The organism is Pseudoalteromonas sp. SANK 73390, from assembly GCF_054966645.1.
In genome coordinates, this window is record NZ_ARPN01000088.1 from 1 (window position 1) to 17,401 (window position 17,401).

The following is a 17,401-nucleotide window of genomic DNA, read 5'->3' on the forward strand; positions in this document are numbered from 1 at the left end:
TAAAAGCGACTTTATACACTGTAGCTTCTTCTTAAGCGAAGCTCTACACTAGACAAATAGAAACCAGTTTTGCAGAGGAATATATGCTTAGAAGTTATAAAGGGATTGCCCCGACACTTGAACAAGGCGTTTACGTAGACGTGTCATCAGTACTTGTTGGCGATATTACTATAGGTAAAGACAGTAGCATTTGGCCTTTAGTCGCCGCTAGAGGCGACGTTAACTATATAAAGATAGGTGAGAGAACAAATGTACAAGATGGATCCGTGTTGCATTTAACTCGCGCGAGCAAAATGAACCCAAATGGTTACCCATTAATCATTGGTGACGATGTTACTGTTGGTCATAAGGTTATGCTTCATGGCTGCACGCTTGGCAACCGAATTCTTGTCGGTATGGGGGCTATTGTTATGGACAACGTGACAGTCGAAGATGACGTGATAATTGGCGGTGGTGCGCTTATTCCACCCAATAAGACCTTAGAGTCAGGCCACCTATATGTGGGTAGCCCAGCGAAAAAGACGCGTCCACTAAATGAAAACGAACTTGCTTTTTTAAAAGTATCAGCACAAAACTACGTTCAGTTGAAAAACGAATATTTAGAGGAGTGTAAGTAATATACTGCCATCTAATTCATACATTTCATCTTCTATGAGCTGCTCAGCTTGCATCTCATAATCAAATTGATGGTCTTGAAAGTGTTTTATTGCCGTCTCACTATTCAGTAAGGGTACTGCTAATACACACTTGACCATCATGCCATTGACCATAGCCGTAAATACCAATTTATTATCGTTAGCATTAACATCATCGTTAAATAAGATGCCTTGATTCACTGCTATACTCCTTGTTTCATTTCTCTTATGACTGATTCAATATCAGGTTTAGTATTACGCCAAACCACAAATGCTTCAGCTGCCTGACCAACTAACATGCCCATTCCATCAACTAAAGTAGTTTGTTTATTATGTTCGCCAACCCACTGCAGAAAACTCGTTTGCTGTTCACTATAAAACATATCATATGCAAGCAGACATGATTGAAGTACCGAAGACGGTATATCCGGCACAGACCCCGTAACGCTAGAAGAGGTTGAGTTTACAATTATTGAATAAGGTTGTTGATTAATGCTATCTAACCCAACCCCAACCACATCACCAAATTGTGCAAACTCCTGTGCGAGTGTTTGCGCTTTACTGGCAGTGCGGTTCGCAATCACGATCTGTTTTATTCCTGCCTGCAATAAAGGGTAAATACAACCTCTAGCAGCACCACCAGAACCCAATAATAGTAAAGTTGCATTATCAAGCTCTGCACCTTGGCGCTTCAGATCAGCAACTAACCCCGCACCATCGGTGTTATCCCCTAATATTAAACCATTATCTAATAACTTAAGTGTATTTACGGCCCCAGCAAGCTGCGCCCTTTGAGTTAATTGATTGGCTAACTCAAACGCCTCTTCTTTAAAAGGCAAAGTTACATTCGCGCCCTTTCCACCTGATGCAAAAAACTGCTTTATTGATTCTTTAAAGCCATCTAAAGGTGATAAAATCGCCTCGTAGCTGATCTGCTGCTTGCACTGTGTTGCAAAAGCTTGGTGGATCATCGGTGATTTAGAATGCTTTATGGGGTGTCCAAACACCGCGTACTTATCCATAACTATGCCTAAGAAGTTTTCAATATTATGAAGCAGTTAATTAAACGCATCTTTAAAAAAGATGCAAGTAAAGTATCAACAGATGCGGCCCCTTCTCCTGAAAAAACACCCTATGAAATTATGGGTGGTGAAACGGCAGCTCGCGCTCTGGCTGATCGATTCTACGATATTATGGCCACAGACTCCTACGCAAAACCCTTATATGATATGCATCCACAACCTTTAGATAGAATACGAGAAGTGTTTTTCGAGTTTTTATCGGGCTGGTTAGGCGGCCCTGATTTATTTGTGGAAAAATATGGCCACCCAAGACTTAGACAAAGACACATGCCCTTTGCTATTAATGAAGACCTGCGCGACCAGTGGATGTACTGCATGAATAAAGCGCTAGACCTTGAAATAGACAACCCATTATTAAGAGAAGGGCTAAGACAATCATTAGCACAGCTAGCCAGCCACATGATAAATCAGCATTAGAGTATCATTGGTAGCACACGAAAACGGTCGGCTTTTTGCGCTAAGTCAAAACTTACTTTTACACCTTTAGACATAATACGCATCCTTAAAAGGAGAACTGTGCGATGCGTGTGACCTCTATTCAACATAAAATTTATGCCCTACTTGCAGTAACCGGCATTTTAGTCCTAACAGCAAGTATTATAAGTAGCTCGAGTCAACAACAAAAGCTGGCCCAAGATACCGTATCTGATAATATTCACTTGTTGGCTGATAACTATTTTGACTCGATCAATACCATGATGCTCACAGGTACAATGGCCAATAGAGAGATATTAAGTCAGAAGCTACGTAATCACCCTAATATTGACGATGCGCACATCATTCGCGGTAAAAAGGTTGTAAAGCTTTATGGTCCAGGGAATGCAAATCAATCACCTAGTAGTGAAGCCGAACGACGGGCACTTAAGGGTATTGAGTCAGTAATGATTGAAGAACGTGATGATAAACGCATCATGACATACCTTAAACCGATGATTGCCAGTAGTGACTACAAAGGCACAAACTGCTTAGGCTGCCACCAAGCAAGCGAAGGTGATGTGCTTGGCGCAGTTAGAATTAGCTACTCTTTAGAAGATATTGATGCTACCGTTTCCTCTAATACATTGCTAAATACGGCTCTGCTTAGCACTATTTTTGTGGTTACCTTTGCAAGCCTTGGCAGTTTATTTCGTAAGCTATTCATAAAGCGCCTAAGAACATTAGGGCGAACTATGCGTCTTGCATCACAAAATAAAGACTTAAGTTTAAGCATTGACGATACCGTCGATGATGAACTCGGCCGGTTAGCTATTAATTTTAATAAAATGATGGCTTCATTCAAAGAGAACATCAGCCAAGTGTCACATACTTCACAAATATTAATACAATCGGCAGAGACAATTTATACTTCCGCTGATACCACAGAACAAGCTATTCAAGAACAAAAGCAAGGCACTGACTCTGTAGCCGCTGCAATCAATGAATTGGAGAGTTCATCAAGTGAGGTAAAGAATACCACGCATTTTGCCTCTGAAAAGTCAGATAGTAGCAACCATCTCGCAGAGCAAAGCATGACCGTTGCCGAACATACGGAACTAAGTATTAACCAACTGGCGCATGATGTACGCCAAGCTGCTGGGCAAGTGAGTCAACTGCAAGCACAGACATTAGAGGTGGGTAAAGTACTGGAAGTGATCAGCAGTATTGCCGAGCAAACCAACCTATTGGCCCTTAATGCAGCCATTGAGGCCGCACGTGCAGGAGAAGCTGGTAGAGGTTTTGCGGTCGTTGCTGATGAAGTAAGAACCCTAGCAACACGTACTCATGATTCCACAGATGAAATCAAACGCACCATAGATAAATTACAAACAGAAGCACAACAAACCGTGCAAGCAATGAGTGCATCATGTGAAGAAGCTGACGATAGAGCTGCTCAAGTCAAAAAGGTCGCACAAGCACTCAAAGACATCTCCAATCAAATGCATGAAATAAACGACTTAAACTTACAAATAGCGGATGCCACCGAACAACAAAATTTGGCCGCAGAAGAAATTAATCAAAGTGTGGTAGCCATTCGAGATAACGCAGAGCAATCATTAGTTGATGCCCATGGCAGCAAAAAAGTGAGTGAGGAATTGCTAAACCTTGCACGCTCTTTAGATGAGCAGGTAAGAAGCTTTAAAATAGATTAGCTTTATTACACTGTATTTTGGCGCCCAGCGAGCGCCTTTTCTATTTTTTAACTTGCTAGCCAGTTTTGTGGCTTTAAAAAGTGCTCGTACAACTTTGCTTCCGCCGAACCTGGCTCGGGGCTAAAGTTGTACTCCCACCTTGCCAACGGTGGCATAGACATAAGAATTGACTCTGTGCGCCCACCTGTTTGCAAGCCAAATAACGTACCTCTGTCCCACACTAAGTTAAACTCCACATAACGACCACGACGATATAGTTGGAACTGTCGTTCATGCTCTCCAAAAGAGGTGTCCTTGCGACGCGCTATAATCGGTAGATAAGCATCTAAAAAGCCCTTACCTACCGCTTGCATAAAGGCAAAACTTGTTTCAAAGCCCCACTGGTTTAGATCGTCAAAGAACAGTCCACCCACACCACGTGTTTCATCTCTATGTTTGAGATAAAAGTAATCATCACACCACTTTTTGTAATCCGTATAAACTTGTTCACCAAAAGGTGCGCATAAGTCACTTGCCACTTGGTGCCAATGCTTTACGTCTTCCATAACAGGGTAAAATGGGGTTAAGTCAAAACCACCACCAAACCACCAAATAGGAGCTTCTCCCTCTTTTTCTGCGATAAAGAATCGTACATTGGCATGGCTAGTCGGAATATGTGGGTTTTTAGGATGAATAACTAAAGACACACCACAAGCATGAAAGCTCCTACCTGCAAGTTCAGGCCTATGTGCGGTTGCTGATGCGGGCATTGAATTGCCAAATACATGGGAGTAGTTCACACCACCTTGCTCTATCACTGCACCATCACGGATAACACGGGTACGACCACCGCCCCCTTCCTCACGCTGCCAAATTTCTTCTACAAATTTACCTTTGCCATCAGCCTGCTCTAGGCCTGCACAGATAGAATCTTGTAATGACAATAGAAATGTTTTAACCGTGTCCAGATTAACCTTGCTCATATTTGCTATTCATTTCCTCGGATAGTTGCACCGCTGAGTGCATGTTTGATTTGGCTTGGAGCAGCATTGCCGCCTAAGTCACCTGCAACGAAGCACGCGATTTGCTCACCAAAAGTTTGACGAGCTTGCAAAAGAGAGTGTACTGGCTCTTGACCAGAAATATTAGCACTGGTTGAAACCAGTGGTTTGCCTAACTTTTGACACAACGCTTTAACTACAGGGTGCGCACTAATACGTATCGCTATTGTGTCATTCCTCCCTGTTAACCACTTTGGCGTACTAGCTTTAGCAGGCAGTAACCAAGTGACTGGCCCCGGCCAAGAAGAAAAAATATCGGCCCGTTTATCCATCGGGATTTTTGCATCATCTACATAAGATAAACATTGCCCATAATTATCAGCAATCAAAATCAGCCCTTTGCAAATATCTCTTTGCTTTACATTAAGCAACTGAGTAACACTCTTTTCATTATCTGGGTCACACCCTAGGCCGAAGACAGCCTCGGTAGGGTAACAAATTATGCCACCAGCATTCATTGCTTCTAGGGCTGCATCCAAATTAATGTTATTCACTTTGGTTCTCAACTTTGTGCTGACAGGCTTTTTGTGGGCATTGTAACATAGCTTTACCTGCACGTTGCTTTTGCAACATGACACCCCAACCACACTCTGGGCAGGTATGAGCAACGGGCTGCTGGTTTAGGCTATACTTGCATTTAGGGTATCGATCACAAGAATAAAAGAATTTACCATACTTATTCTTACGCTTAGTTAGTAATCCTTTTTGACATTTAGGGCAACCAACCGCTTGCTCCTGATCAGGCTCAAGTTCATCATGCACAATATAATGACATACAGGGTAGGCAGTACAACCAATAAACATACCATAACGACCATTGCGAATAACTAATGAATGCCCACAATCAGGGCAAGGTGAGTCATCCAGCACTTTGATATCATGATTATCGTGGCTGGCCAATGGACGAATGTGTTCACACGCAGGGTAATTTGCACATCCAAGAAATGGACCATTTTTGCTATGCTTGATCACTAGCTCAGCACCGCAGTCGGGGCAAATCTCATACTCTTTTTCTAACGCATGACGACTCGCATCAAATAAAGAATGATCAATTTTACTCATAATACCTTAGCCAGTGCACAATTTTGCGCCTAATATAACTGCCATAATTTTAGGGTCAAGGGCCAACCCTAAAATTATCAATGCAAATAACCACCCGGCTCATCAAAAATAAGATCTTCCATTTGCGCATAGGCCTGCTCTTTGCCCGGTACATTGAATAGCACCATAAGAATTACCCATTTCAAATCTTCTAATCCTATAGCGGATTTCTCCAGCGCAAACAAACGGTCTATCACCATTTCTCGGGTAACTGAATCAATCACACCAACTTGCTCAACAAACATTAAAAAGCCTCGGCATTCAACATCTAACATTTGACACTCTTGTTCCGTATAAATACGAATGGCACTGTCTGCTTTACTGTTTAAATAAGGAATTTCGTCGCTGTGTTGTAAATCAGCGAGCTGCTCTAGCCAGTCTAAGGCTTTATAAATCTCTTCTTGGTTAAACCCTGCCCTAAGTAGCTCATCCGTTAACTCATTTTGCTCAACAAAGATATCCGATTCATTATGGATATAGTTCTCAAATAGATACATTAAGATATCAAACATGATTAACCCCTCGCTAATTTAATGTAGCCGTCTAGGACGCGTTCTACTTTATCTTCAAGCTCTAGGTCCAATAAGCGTGCTATTACACGTTCTACTGGCCACTGGGTCCTTTGCGTTAAGGTATCTATCGAGGTAACCTCAAAGCCAAGGTTTTGCAATACTGGGCAGTCCTCCTGTGGTGCATCACTTTTTATCACGCTCTCTATACTATATAGACCGTTTTGGGACAAAAAGCTCACATCTTCAATGATATCTTCTACGCATTCAGTTAATATTGCCCCTTGTTTTAGTAGGTAATGACAGCCTTGTGACAAAGGGCTTTTTATTGAACCTGGGACTGCAAAAACCTCTCGGTTTTGCTCAAGCGCATACCGCGCTGTAATTAAAGAACCACTTTTTATTTGCGCTTCCACTAATACCACCCCAAGAGACAAACCAGAAATAATACGATTGCGCCGTGGGAAGTGATTGGCACAAGGGCCACTACCGGGAAAAAATTCACTCACCAATAACCCTTGCGCTAATATTTGCTCATATAACAAGTTATGGCGCTTTGGATAAACAATATCAACCCCGGTGCCCAATACAGCAATTGTTGCACCACTTTGAGCCAATGCACCTTTATGTGCAGCTCCATCGATACCTCGAGCAAGGCCTGAGGTAACAACTAACCCTGCTTGATTTAAGTGATAAGCAAAGTCTGCTGCAATTTCAAGCCCCGTGCCACTGGCACTGCGACTCCCAACAATTGCAATTTGAGGCTTACCGAGTAGCTGTATATTCCCTTTACAAAATAAAACGAATGGCGCACTGACAATTTCTTTAAGTAACGTGGGGTAGTGTTTATCAAAATAGCTAACGATAGTGATGTTTAATTGCGCACAACGCACTTCTATACGCTGTAAATTATCCCAATCGATACTGCGTAGTTGCTGTGCTAATGCATCATTTAAACCCAATAGTTTCAATTCGTTAAATGACAAGCGAAATAGTGATGAAAGTTCGCACTTTGCTTGTAGGGCGTTTATAGTCGCCATACCAAGCCCTTTGCAGGCGTGCAATGCTAGGCACTGTAGTGCCGTTAAGTTTTTCATGCTCCCTCCTTAGAGCATTAAAGCAACTAGTTTACACTAACACTATCTCCAATTCGTATTGGTTGCAGTGCGCGAGTCACTAGTGCATAGCTAACTTTGTCGTAGACCTTAAATACCATCAGTTCGCCGACTTTTTCTTCTGGCATATTCCAAACCACACTATTTTGGCTATTCTCTAACCCAAATGCTTCTCTCACTTTTTTTGAAAATTTCTCTAAGCTGTTCGCATCTTCGACATAGCGTGGCCCTTGATTGCCTTCAATAACTGTAGGTGAACGCTTATTAATATCAAGTATATGACCTTCTTTAAGTTGTTGATCACGACCTAAATTTAATATCACCACCGAGGTCGAACCAAACTCGCTGAGTTTATTTTCACTAGCAATAATTTCTCCTTCCAGTGCATGCGATGGCCTTAGCATATTAAATTGCACAGAGAAACTATGCCCTTTAGAGATAGGCATCAAAATATCACGAGCTTTAATCTCCTGCTTAGCGGTTTCTACTCGTACTTTTGCAGGTTTACCTTGTGTAAGATCACCTTTGTATAATACCCGACCGGTACCAACAAGACGTACTTCATAAGCCAGCGTCTCATTCGTTACGGGGTCTACATACGCACTACCAACATGATAAATACCGTAGTGAGTATATTGTGTGAGGCTCCCTTTTACGTACAACACATGCCCTTGGGTGGCGAGCTTCACATTATAGTTAGCACCTAGGATATAAGGATGGTCACTTAGGTCACTTTCGCTAAGCGCTTGCTCATATGAAATTAATGGCTCTATCAAGGACATTGGTAAAGTTGGTATAGCGGTACTTTTTTGGACATTAACTCGCGCCGTTGGTGAGAGTTTTATTATGCTCTTTTCTAAAGAAAGCATTGGCTGTCCTTGTGTATCAAACTGCAACGATAAGACATCACCAGGATAAATTAAATGAGGGTCATCCAATTGTGGATTTTGCTGCCATAATGTTTGCCATTGCCAAGGAGACGATAAATACAGTCTAGAAATATCCCATAATGTATCACCTTCTTTAACGACATATTGCGTCGGTGCATCAGCTTTAACATTAAGCTTATCCTGAGCAAAAACAGGAACAGCAATACAAGTTGCCACGATAATAGCTGCAAATGAGAGTTTCATTACGGCTTCCTTGAGTTATTTTTCGATATTATCAACCAAAACCTGTTAAAGGGGAACGCGAATGGCTAAAATAAGAACATATAATATTTTGCACTTAAGCTTAACGATAAAAGGTAACCATGGCAAAGTTAGAAGTACTTAGATTTCCAGATGAGCGTCTGCGCACAGTCGCAAAACCTGTCACTGAAGTAAACGATGAAGTACGTCAAATCGTCAAAGATATGTTAGAAACCATGTATGACGAAAATGGCATTGGTTTAGCCGCGACTCAGGTTAATATTCACCAACGTATTGTGGTGATAGATGTATCTGAAGAGCGCAACGAACCATTGGTTATAATTAACCCTGAAATAGTCAAAAAAGACGGTTCTACCACCAGTGAAGAAGGCTGCTTATCTGTGCCTCACTCTTGGGCTAAAGTAGACCGCGCTGAAAAAATTACCGTGAAAGCGTTAAATGAACAAGGTGAAGAATTCAGCTATGACGCCGATGGCCTACTTGCAATATGTACACAACATGAACTGGATCACCTAATGGGTAAGTTGTTCATCGACTACTTGTCGCCCTTAAAGCGCCAGCGTATTCGGAAAAAACTTGAAAAAGAAGCCAAGTTTGCTGCTCGCTAGCAGCAAACACTTCCCCCTAACCTCATACATTTATTTTGGATAGTTCAGTGACCAAGCCATTACGCATTGTTTTTGCCGGTACGCCAGATTTTGCTGCGCGTCATTTAAGCGCACTTATTAATTCGCCACATGATGTTGTTGGCGTTTACAGCACCCCAGACCGCCCTGCTGGTCGTGGTAAAAAGCTCAAAGCAAGCGAAGTTAAAACCCTTGCCCTTGAGCATGATTTACCAGTTTACCAACCAGAGTCATTAAAAACGCCTGAAGCTCAAACCCAGTTAGCTGAACTTAATGCAGATATTATGGTGGTGGTAGCCTATGGTGTCTTGTTGCCAAAAGCTATTTTAGATACGCCAAAGATGGGTTGTTTAAATGTGCATGGCTCTATCTTGCCACGCTGGCGAGGTGCTGCACCAATTCAACGTGCATTGTGGGCAGGCGATAAACAAACCGGTGTTACTATCATGCAAATGGATGAAGGCTTAGATACAGGCGATATGCTACATATTGCTACTTGTTCAATCACCGACCAAGACACCAGCGCAAGTTTATACGTTAAGTTAGCTGAGCTAGGCCCTGTTGCATTACTTAAAACTTTAGAACAAATAAGTAACGGTACGGCGGTCGCTACAGTGCAAGATAATACCCAAGCGAATTATGCTAAAAAACTGCGCAAAGAAGAAGCCGATATTGATTGGCAAATGAGTGCCTCTCAAATTTCATTAAACATACGCGCTTTCAATCCATGGCCTGTATGCTTTACCACTTTGCAACAGCAAACCGTTAAAATTTGGCAAGCTGAGGTTGTTGACGTTCAAGGCGAGCCTGCAACCATATTGAGCAGTGATAAAAATGGCATTGTTATAGCCTGTTCCGAGCAAGCACTCAAAGTAACACAACTACAACCGCAGGGTAAAAAGCCTATGTCAGCACAAGATTTTTTAAATGGCCGTGCCGATTGGGTAACTCCGGGCTCTAAGGTAGGTCACTAATGACGAACGTTCGTGCGCTTGCAGCAGAAACCCTATTTCAAGTTGTCGATAAAGGACAATCTCTAAGTGCTCAGCTGCCTTATGCTGCGCAAAAGCTAAGCCCAAAAGATAAAGCATTATTACAGCAAATTTGTTACGGCGTACTTAGGTACTTACCCACTTTAGAACATTATTGCCAACAATTATTAGATCAGCCATTAAAGGGCAAACGCCGCGTATTCCAATTTTTACTCTATGTGGGTATGTATCAACTTCAGTATATGCGCACGCCAGAACACGCTGCAGTTGCCGAAACAGTCAACGCATTACAAAGCATGCGTGCTCCGGGCCTAAAAGGCCTAGTCAATGCGATCTTACGTACTTTTCAGCGCCAATTTAGTGAATTACAAGAAAGCGCAGCTCGAGTCTCAGTATGCCAATATAACCACCCGGGCTGGTTTATGAAAAAACTACAAGCAGCTTACCCAGAGCATTGGCAAGATATTTTAGCGGCGAACCAAGAACAAGCCCCAATGTGGTTACGCATCAATCGTGCCCACTATAGTGTGAATGAATACAGCGAATTACTAGATGACGCCGGTATTGAGCATAGCCTAGAACCTCGTTTTGAAGATGGCATTGTGTTAGATAAGCCGTGTGATGTTTATAGCTTACCAGGCTTTCGAGAAGGAGCATGCTCTGTACAAGATGCTGCCGCTCAGCTTGCTGCGCGCTACTTAGACCCACAAGATAATGAGCGTATTTTAGATGCTTGCGCAGCGCCTGGCGGAAAAACTTGTCATATTTTAGAACTTGCCAAAGCAAATGTTGACGCACTTGATGCTGATAGTGAGCGATTACTTAGAGTTGAAGATAATTTACAGCGTCTGGAACTTAAAGCAAACTGCATTCATGCCGATGCGTCAACACCCAATGAATGGTGGGATGGACAAGCCTATGATCGTATATTGTTAGATGTACCTTGCTCAGCTACTGGTGTTATTCGCCGTCACCCAGATATAAAATGGCTAAGACGCAACTCTGATATTGACGACTTAGCAGTGTTGCAGAAGAAAATCTTAGAAAACATCTGGCCACTGTTAAAGCCGGGCGGCACATTGATATACGCCACCTGCTCAGTCCTACCCGCTGAAAATAGTGAACAAGTAGCAAACTTTTTAAACAGCACCGCTGATGCAATCCACCAGCCGCTACACGAAAGTGACACGCCAACAACACCGGGGTTACAACTACTTCCTGGGCTTAGTGATGGCTTTTACTATGCAAAAATAACAAAACAACAATAAGTTACCACTATGAAAATCATCATCCTAGGTGCCGGCCAAGTCGGAGGAACATTAGCAGAAAACTTAGTCGGTGAACAAAATGAAATCACCGTTGTCGATATTGACGGAGATAGGCTGCGTGAACTGCAAGATAAGTACGATCTACAAGGTGTAACCGGTCATAGTGCCCATCCAGATGTACTTCGACAAGCCGGTGCTGAAGATGCTGATATGATTATCGCGGTAACCAGCTCTGATGAAGTGAATATGATAGCCTGCCAAGTAGCTTATAGTATTTTTAATACGCCCACTAAAATAGCTAGAATTCGCTCAGAGCAATATTTAAAGTACAAAGAGAAGCTGTTCCAAAATGATGATTTACCTGTTGATCATTATATTGCCCCAGAGCAATTGGTCACCAAGTACATTCGTCGGTTAATAGACTACCCCGGTGCTTTACAGGTATTACAGTTTGCTGAAGGCATGCTGTCATTGGTGGCGGTAAAAGCCTACTATGGTGGGTTATTAGTCGGGTATGCACTCTCAACGCTTAAAGAACACATCCCCAATGTAGATACTCGAGTTGCAGCTATTTACCGCCAAGGTAAAGCCATTAAACCGCTCGGGACCACCGTGATTGAGGCCGATGATGAAATTTTCTTCATCGCTGCAACCAAGCACATTCGAGCAGTTATGAATGAGCTGCAAAAACTTGAGCGTTCATACAAAAAAATTATGATAGCTGGAGGCGGTAACATTGGTGCGGGCTTAGCACGGTCTTTAGAGCGCAACCATAGCGTTAAATTAATTGAACGTAACCAGAAACGTGCCTCACAGCTGTCTGAAATGCTCGATAACACCGTGGTATTTTGTGGTGATGCGTCAGATCAAGAACTCTTGTCAGAAGAGCACATCGAGCAAGTTGATGTCTTTATTGCGGTCACCAATGATGATGAAGCCAACATTATGGCTGCGATGCTGGCTAAACGTATGGGCGCGCAAAAAACCATGGTACTTATTCAGCGTGGTGCCTATGTTGACCTAGTCCAAGGAGGAGAAATAGACATTGCAATATCTCCCCAGCAAGCCACTATTTCTGCACTGTTAACGCATGTACGCCGAGGCGATATAGTGAATGTATATTCGCTTCGTAAAGGGGCTGCAGAAGCTATTGAGGCGGTTGCCCATGGCGACGAAAACACCTCAAAAGTGGTCGGACGCACCATCGGCGAAATCAAACTCCCCGTCGGTACCACTATCGGAGCCATTGTACGTGATGATGAAGTGTTAATTGCACATGACGATACATCGATACTGTCGGGCGATCACGTTATCATGTTTTTGATTGATAAACGCCACATCAGTGTGGTCGAAAAGTTATTCCAAGTAAGCGCCCTTTTTGTTTAATAGCCTTACTTGTCATGCAGTGCCGACAAATCAATGAGGCACTGCTGCATCAGAGCCTCTACTTTACCTTCATCAGCAATTAGCTTAATGCCAAGTAATAACGCATCATCTTGATAAGTCGTGCTACATATTTCTCCCTGAAGGCGAGTCTCTTGTTTTTTCTTATCCGCAATGACCACATGACATGATTGACCATTGAGTTTTGGTAAGTCAACCTGAGAGCCCAAAACACTAAACAATAAGCCCGTATGAGATATATCTTTAATTACGCCATCAAGGTTAGTGCTATCGGTTGCTAAAGTGGCGGGGATCAAGGTAGGTATACGTATTTGATGTCGTAAGCTTTGACTTTGAACTTGTTGCGGGGGGTAAAGAAAAATCAACTTCGTTGGAGTATAGGCGACGGCTTTAACATCCGTTTTAAACGCAATAATTTGCCCATCGCTATGATCAGCCACAGCACGCACAATCACAGAAGCCCCTTCTTTGACATGTTCAGCCGCTTTACCCAATAGCTTTTGGTTTGGATAATTTAAAATTATATACTGCCCCTCCAGATAGCCGATAAATTCCGTTTTTACTCGCTTAGAATTCGCGGCCATAAGAATTTCAAGGTCAACAACATTGCCCACCGAAATCAGCTCAATTTTTTGATAACCAGAAGAGGACTTATTTTTAAACATAGAGATAACCTATACATGTCTAGGCTATAGCAGATTAAGCTTAGAACAGATTAAGAATTGTAATTATTGATTATAGCCGCATTTAAAAACACTAAATACGGCAATATCAATAATTAGACTACCACTTAGCCACGCCAAAATGTAGGGGTAAACAGTACTAAAAGTGTGAATATTTCTAACCGACCAAAGACCATCGCTATAGTTAAAATCCACTTAGCAGCATCAGTAATATCACCATAATGCGCTGCCACGGCGCCCAGACCAGGCCCTAAATTATTTAAGCATGCCGCAGTGGCAGAAAACGCGGTAATATTATCAAGCCCTGTGCCCAGTAAAGCTATCATGATAATAACAAAGACCAACGCATAGGCTGAAAAGAATCCCCAAACTGCTTCCACTACTCTATCAGGCAATGCTTTTCGGCCAAGCTTAATGGAATAAATTGCACGAGGGTGAACCAAGCGATTAAGCTCTCGAACGCCTTGCAAATAAAGTAAAAAGACCCTAACAACCTTCATTCCCCCACCTGTTGAGCCAGCACATCCACCTATAAAACTTGAAAAAATAAGTAAGATAGGTAAAAACAATGGCCAAGCAGAGAAGTTATCAGTGGCAAACCCTGCGGTCGTGCTAATTGAAACAGATTGAAATAAGGCTTGATCTAAGGTCTCATCGCCATTGCTGTAAACCTGATTGGAAGAGAGCACCGCAAAACAAATCACCACTAGCGCCAGCTGAATAAGTAAAAACACTTTAAACTCTGGATCTCGAAGGTATGCTCTGACGTTACGACTTGATACCGCAGCGTAATGCAAAGAAAAGTTAATGCCGGCAATTAATAAAAACAACACACATATAAAATTAATCGCAGGGCTATCAAAGTGCCCCATAGAAGCATCATAGGTAGAAAACCCACCAATCGCAATCGTCGAAAAGGCATGGCATATCGCATCAAACCAGCCCATACCTGCTACCCAATAAGCAATCGAACAAGCAGCAGTTAACGATACATAGATATACCATAGATGCTTTGCTGTATCGGCTATTCGCGGCGTCATTTTAGAATCTTTAACGGGCCCAGGTGTTTCAGCACGATATAGCTGCATACCACCGACACCGAGCATCGGTAGCACCGCCACCGCCAAAACGATGATCCCCATACCACCTAACCATTGCAACTGTTGGCGATAGAATAAGACCGATTTAGGTAAATATTCAATACCCGTTAACACGGTTGCCCCCGTTGTGGTGAGCCCAGAAAAAGCCTCAAATACGGCATCAGCAAGAGATAAATTAGGTGATTGTAAAAAAATAAGAGGTACCGCAGCAAAAAAACCCAGTACTAACCAAAATAAAACCACAATCAAAAAGCCTTCTCTGGCTTTGAGGTCACCATTTTCTTTTCGGTTTGGATAATAAGCCATTAAGCCAATTATGATACTAAACACAAAAGCCAAAACAAATGGCACCCCGCCACCATCTTTATAAATTAAAGACACCAACGCCGGAGGCACCATGGTGATACTAAATAGTGCGACCAATTGGCCAAGTATTTTTATTATGGTACGAAATTGCATGCCGCTTTTCGCTTATCAGTCATTTAAAGTTATAGAATGTTGATTGTCTTACGCTTTGATTTTTAACTCAACCACACCGTGCGTTAAATCTAAAATTTCTTGGCATGCTTGTTCAGCTTGCCGAAGATCAATTTCAATGCGCCAACCTATACATGCCCCGTACTGTTTATCCAAATTTAGCACCGTAAAGTGGGTATTGAGGTGCTGCTCAATCACCCCTTGTAGAGCGTAGTCTGAATTGCCAACTAGGTAGGTTGCGGGAATTTTCAAACTCGTCTGTAATTGTGCCAGAGCATTATTAAGCGTACCGCCATATGCACGTACTAAACCACCAGTGCCCAGTTTGATGCCACCAAAGTAGCGTGTAGTGACTGCCGTTACCTCTCCAAGCCCAGAGCCTACCAATACATTTAACATTGGTTTACCTGCCGTACCATTTGGCTCTCCATCGTCCGAAAAGCCATAGACATGACTACCACCTGGTTGCCCAGCAACATGCGCCCAACAATTATGTCTTGCGTCTGAGTATTGGTCATTAACATGTTTAATAAAAGCTTTAGCATCCTCAATATTCGGCGTATGGGCCAAATGAACGATGAAAGTGCTTTTTTTTATTTCTTCGTGGTAGCTCACAGTTGCAGCGGGGATTTGGTATTCAGACATCAATCATTTAACACCTTACAAACAAAAAAGGGAGCCTTGTGCTCCCCTCAATCATACACCGAGAGCTTAGCCCAAGTCTAAATCACGCGTCATATTTTCTAATCTGTCTTCGTGGACAATAATATTGTCTTCAATACGAATACCACCGTATGGCTTAAGTTCTTCCACCTTATCCCAATTGATGTATTGTTTATTATTCGTTTGCGCAAGGTCGCCAAGTAACGAATCAATAAAATAAAGTCCTGGTTCAATTGTAAATACTTGCTTAGCTTCAACCTTTCGCGTGCAGCGTAAGAATGGATGCCCCTCAGGAGGTGCTTGATGAGAACCTGACGCATCCGCCATAAAACCACCCATATCGTGTACCTGCAACCCAAGGTGATGGCCCAAGCCATGTGGAAAGAACGTAGACGTAATGCCTTTGGCAACGATGTCTTGCGCTGGCAATTTTACGATATCAAAGTCAGCTAACACTTGGGCAATTCGGGTGTGGCAATCAATATGTAATTCACCATAAAGCTTGCCCGGACTGAGCTGTTTACCCAACTGAATTTGATGATCATTCATCACTTTTACTAACTCAGCAAACTCACCTTGTTTGGCAAAATCATATGTACGTGTAATATCAGACGCATAACCATAGAAGTTTGCACCCGCATCAATTAAAAACGAGCGATGTTGCTTAGGCGCCTGACGCTCAAAATGCGTGTAATGTAAGATGGCACAATTATTGTTAAGCGCAACGATATTGCCATAGGGTGTGTCGTTTTCCATATGTTCAGTGGCATTTAAATACGCTTGCTGAATAGCGAACTCAGAGCCTCCAGCATAAAACATGTCACGCGCGGCCTTGTGGCCAGTCACTGCTAAACGGTTTGCCTCACGTAAACAGCTCAATTCATACTGTGTTTTATACGCACGGTGATAGTGCAAATAGTTCATTACCGCTTCAGGATTTACATTGGTAAAACCCAGCGCTTGTGCAACCTCTAAATACTCACCAACATACGCAAAATTGGCTTTATCATAAGGCAGAAACTTCTCAACTTGATCTGGCTGAACCAGTAATTCAATATCAAAATAATCCGCCCAGAAGTCATTTGGCTCATCAGGCACTTTGTGCCAAAAATCTACAGGGCGATAAAATATCAACTTAGGTTTATCTAACCCGTTCACAACTAACCAACAATGCGGATTATCTATCACTGGTAACCAAGCTTTAAATTGCGGGTTAACTTTAAATGGATAATACATATCATCTAAGAATTGGCGCTTTGCTTGACCTGAATGGATCACTAAACCCTCAAGCCCTTCTTGCTCAAGAATGGTTTTCGTGCGCTGTTGCAAAGTAGCAATGTGTCCAGCGTAATATTGTGCTAATTGTTCCATGGTTAACCGTTTTATTAGTTGCGATGATTTTGAGTCTAACACAGGCTTGAAAATG

The 17,401-nt window shown here is 42.5% G+C and carries 19 protein-coding genes; 7 read left to right on the forward strand and 12 right to left on the reverse strand.

The window, feature by feature from the left end:
• The first annotated feature begins 83 nt into the window (after window positions 1-83).
• Complete coding sequence (locus SANK73390_RS10940) at window positions 84-617, forward strand: gamma carbonic anhydrase family protein (protein ID WP_462766059.1); 534 nt, start codon at window positions 84-86, stop codon at window positions 615-617.
• Here SANK73390_RS10940 and SANK73390_RS10945 read toward each other — a convergent pair.
• Window positions 600-836, reverse strand: coding sequence for a DUF1488 family protein (locus SANK73390_RS10945; RefSeq protein ID WP_462766060.1), 237 nt, complete (start codon window positions 834-836; stop codon window positions 600-602). The two genes, SANK73390_RS10940 and SANK73390_RS10945, sit on opposite strands and share 18 nt — an antisense overlap.
• Window positions 837-838: 2 nt before the next feature.
• Window positions 839-1,657 carry a shikimate dehydrogenase gene (gene aroE, locus SANK73390_RS10950; protein WP_462766061.1) on the reverse strand — a complete coding sequence of 273 codons (819 nt, stop codon included), beginning with the start codon at window positions 1,655-1,657 and terminating at the stop codon, window positions 839-841.
• Window positions 1,658-1,684: 27 nt separating this feature from the next.
• Here aroE and SANK73390_RS10955 point away from each other — a divergent pair, with 27 nt between their 5' ends.
• Together SANK73390_RS10955 and SANK73390_RS10960 are read left to right on the forward strand one after the other, a co-directional pair.
• On the forward strand, window positions 1,685-2,134 hold the full coding sequence (locus SANK73390_RS10955; protein WP_462766062.1) for a group II truncated hemoglobin: 450 nt from the start codon (window positions 1,685-1,687) through the stop codon (window positions 2,132-2,134).
• Between the two features lie 104 nt (window positions 2,135-2,238).
• Complete coding sequence (locus SANK73390_RS10960; protein ID WP_462766063.1) at window positions 2,239-3,846, forward strand: methyl-accepting chemotaxis protein; 1,608 nt, start codon at window positions 2,239-2,241, stop codon at window positions 3,844-3,846.
• A 47-nt stretch (window positions 3,847-3,893) separates the two neighbouring features.
• On the opposite strand, the gene hemF is transcribed toward SANK73390_RS10960, so the two are convergent.
• The 6 genes from hemF to SANK73390_RS10990 form a co-directional block, all read right to left on the reverse strand.
• Window positions 3,894-4,808 carry an oxygen-dependent coproporphyrinogen oxidase gene (gene hemF / locus SANK73390_RS10965; RefSeq protein ID WP_462766064.1) on the reverse strand — a complete coding sequence of 305 codons (915 nt, stop codon included), beginning with the start codon at window positions 4,806-4,808 and terminating at the stop codon, window positions 3,894-3,896.
• A gap of 5 nt (window positions 4,809-4,813) precedes the next feature.
• Window positions 4,814-5,344, reverse strand: a complete 531-nt coding sequence (gene tsaC / locus SANK73390_RS10970; RefSeq protein ID WP_462766120.1) for an L-threonylcarbamoyladenylate synthase type 1 TsaC — start codon at window positions 5,342-5,344, stop codon at window positions 4,814-4,816.
• Window positions 5,345-5,372: 28 nt separating this feature from the next.
• A complete protein-coding gene (locus SANK73390_RS10975; protein ID WP_462766065.1) occupies window positions 5,373-5,948 on the reverse strand; it encodes a DNA topoisomerase family protein in 576 nt (191 codons plus the stop codon).
• 77 nt (window positions 5,949-6,025) lie between these two features.
• The gene (locus tag SANK73390_RS10980) at window positions 6,026-6,499 is read right to left on the reverse strand and encodes a DUF494 family protein (RefSeq protein WP_261594141.1); all 474 of its coding nucleotides are present in this window, start codon (window positions 6,497-6,499) and stop codon (window positions 6,026-6,028) included.
• Window positions 6,500-6,501: 2 nt separating this feature from the next.
• Entirely contained in the window at window positions 6,502-7,593 is a 1,092-nt protein-coding gene (gene dprA / locus SANK73390_RS10985; protein ID WP_261594142.1) for a DNA-processing protein DprA, read from the reverse strand.
• Between the two features lie 26 nt (window positions 7,594-7,619).
• Window positions 7,620-8,744: a LysM peptidoglycan-binding domain-containing protein gene (locus SANK73390_RS10990; protein WP_462766066.1), complete on the reverse strand. Its 1,125-nt coding sequence runs from the start codon at window positions 8,742-8,744 to the stop codon at window positions 7,620-7,622.
• 119 nt (window positions 8,745-8,863) lie between these two features.
• Between SANK73390_RS10990 and def the strand changes: the two genes are divergently transcribed.
• Genes def through trkA form a run of 4 tightly spaced genes read left to right on the forward strand, consistent with a single transcriptional unit; the run spans window position 8,864 to window position 13,034 of the window.
• Window positions 8,864-9,370, forward strand: coding sequence for a peptide deformylase (def, locus tag SANK73390_RS10995; protein ID WP_462766067.1), 507 nt, complete (start codon window positions 8,864-8,866; stop codon window positions 9,368-9,370).
• A gap of 47 nt (window positions 9,371-9,417) precedes the next feature.
• Window positions 9,418-10,362, forward strand: a complete 945-nt coding sequence (gene fmt / locus SANK73390_RS11000) for a methionyl-tRNA formyltransferase (protein ID WP_462766068.1) — start codon at window positions 9,418-9,420, stop codon at window positions 10,360-10,362.
• Window positions 10,362-11,648, forward strand: coding sequence for a 16S rRNA (cytosine(967)-C(5))-methyltransferase RsmB (gene rsmB / locus SANK73390_RS11005; protein ID WP_462766069.1), 1,287 nt, complete (start codon window positions 10,362-10,364; stop codon window positions 11,646-11,648). The genes fmt and rsmB overlap by 1 nt, the downstream gene beginning before the upstream one ends.
• A 9-nt stretch (window positions 11,649-11,657) precedes the next feature.
• Window positions 11,658-13,034 carry a Trk system potassium transporter TrkA gene (gene trkA, locus SANK73390_RS11010; protein WP_462766070.1) on the forward strand — a complete coding sequence of 459 codons (1,377 nt, stop codon included), beginning with the start codon at window positions 11,658-11,660 and terminating at the stop codon, window positions 13,032-13,034.
• 5 nt (window positions 13,035-13,039) lie between these two features.
• On the opposite strand, the gene SANK73390_RS11015 is transcribed toward trkA, so the two are convergent.
• The 4 genes from SANK73390_RS11015 to pepQ form a co-directional block, all read right to left on the reverse strand.
• Entirely contained in the window at window positions 13,040-13,717 is a 678-nt protein-coding gene (locus tag SANK73390_RS11015; protein ID WP_462766071.1) for a flagellar brake protein, read from the reverse strand.
• Window positions 13,718-13,842: 125 nt separating this feature from the next.
• Window positions 13,843-15,294 carry a TrkH family potassium uptake protein gene (locus SANK73390_RS11020; RefSeq protein WP_462766072.1) on the reverse strand — a complete coding sequence of 484 codons (1,452 nt, stop codon included), beginning with the start codon at window positions 15,292-15,294 and terminating at the stop codon, window positions 13,843-13,845.
• Window positions 15,295-15,342: 48 nt separating this feature from the next.
• Window positions 15,343-15,957: a YigZ family protein gene (locus tag SANK73390_RS11025; protein WP_462766073.1), complete on the reverse strand. Its 615-nt coding sequence runs from the start codon at window positions 15,955-15,957 to the stop codon at window positions 15,343-15,345.
• A gap of 66 nt (window positions 15,958-16,023) precedes the next feature.
• Window positions 16,024-17,346, reverse strand: a complete 1,323-nt coding sequence (pepQ, locus tag SANK73390_RS11030; protein ID WP_462766074.1) for a Xaa-Pro dipeptidase — start codon at window positions 17,344-17,346, stop codon at window positions 16,024-16,026.
• Window positions 17,347-17,401 lie beyond the last annotated feature (55 nt).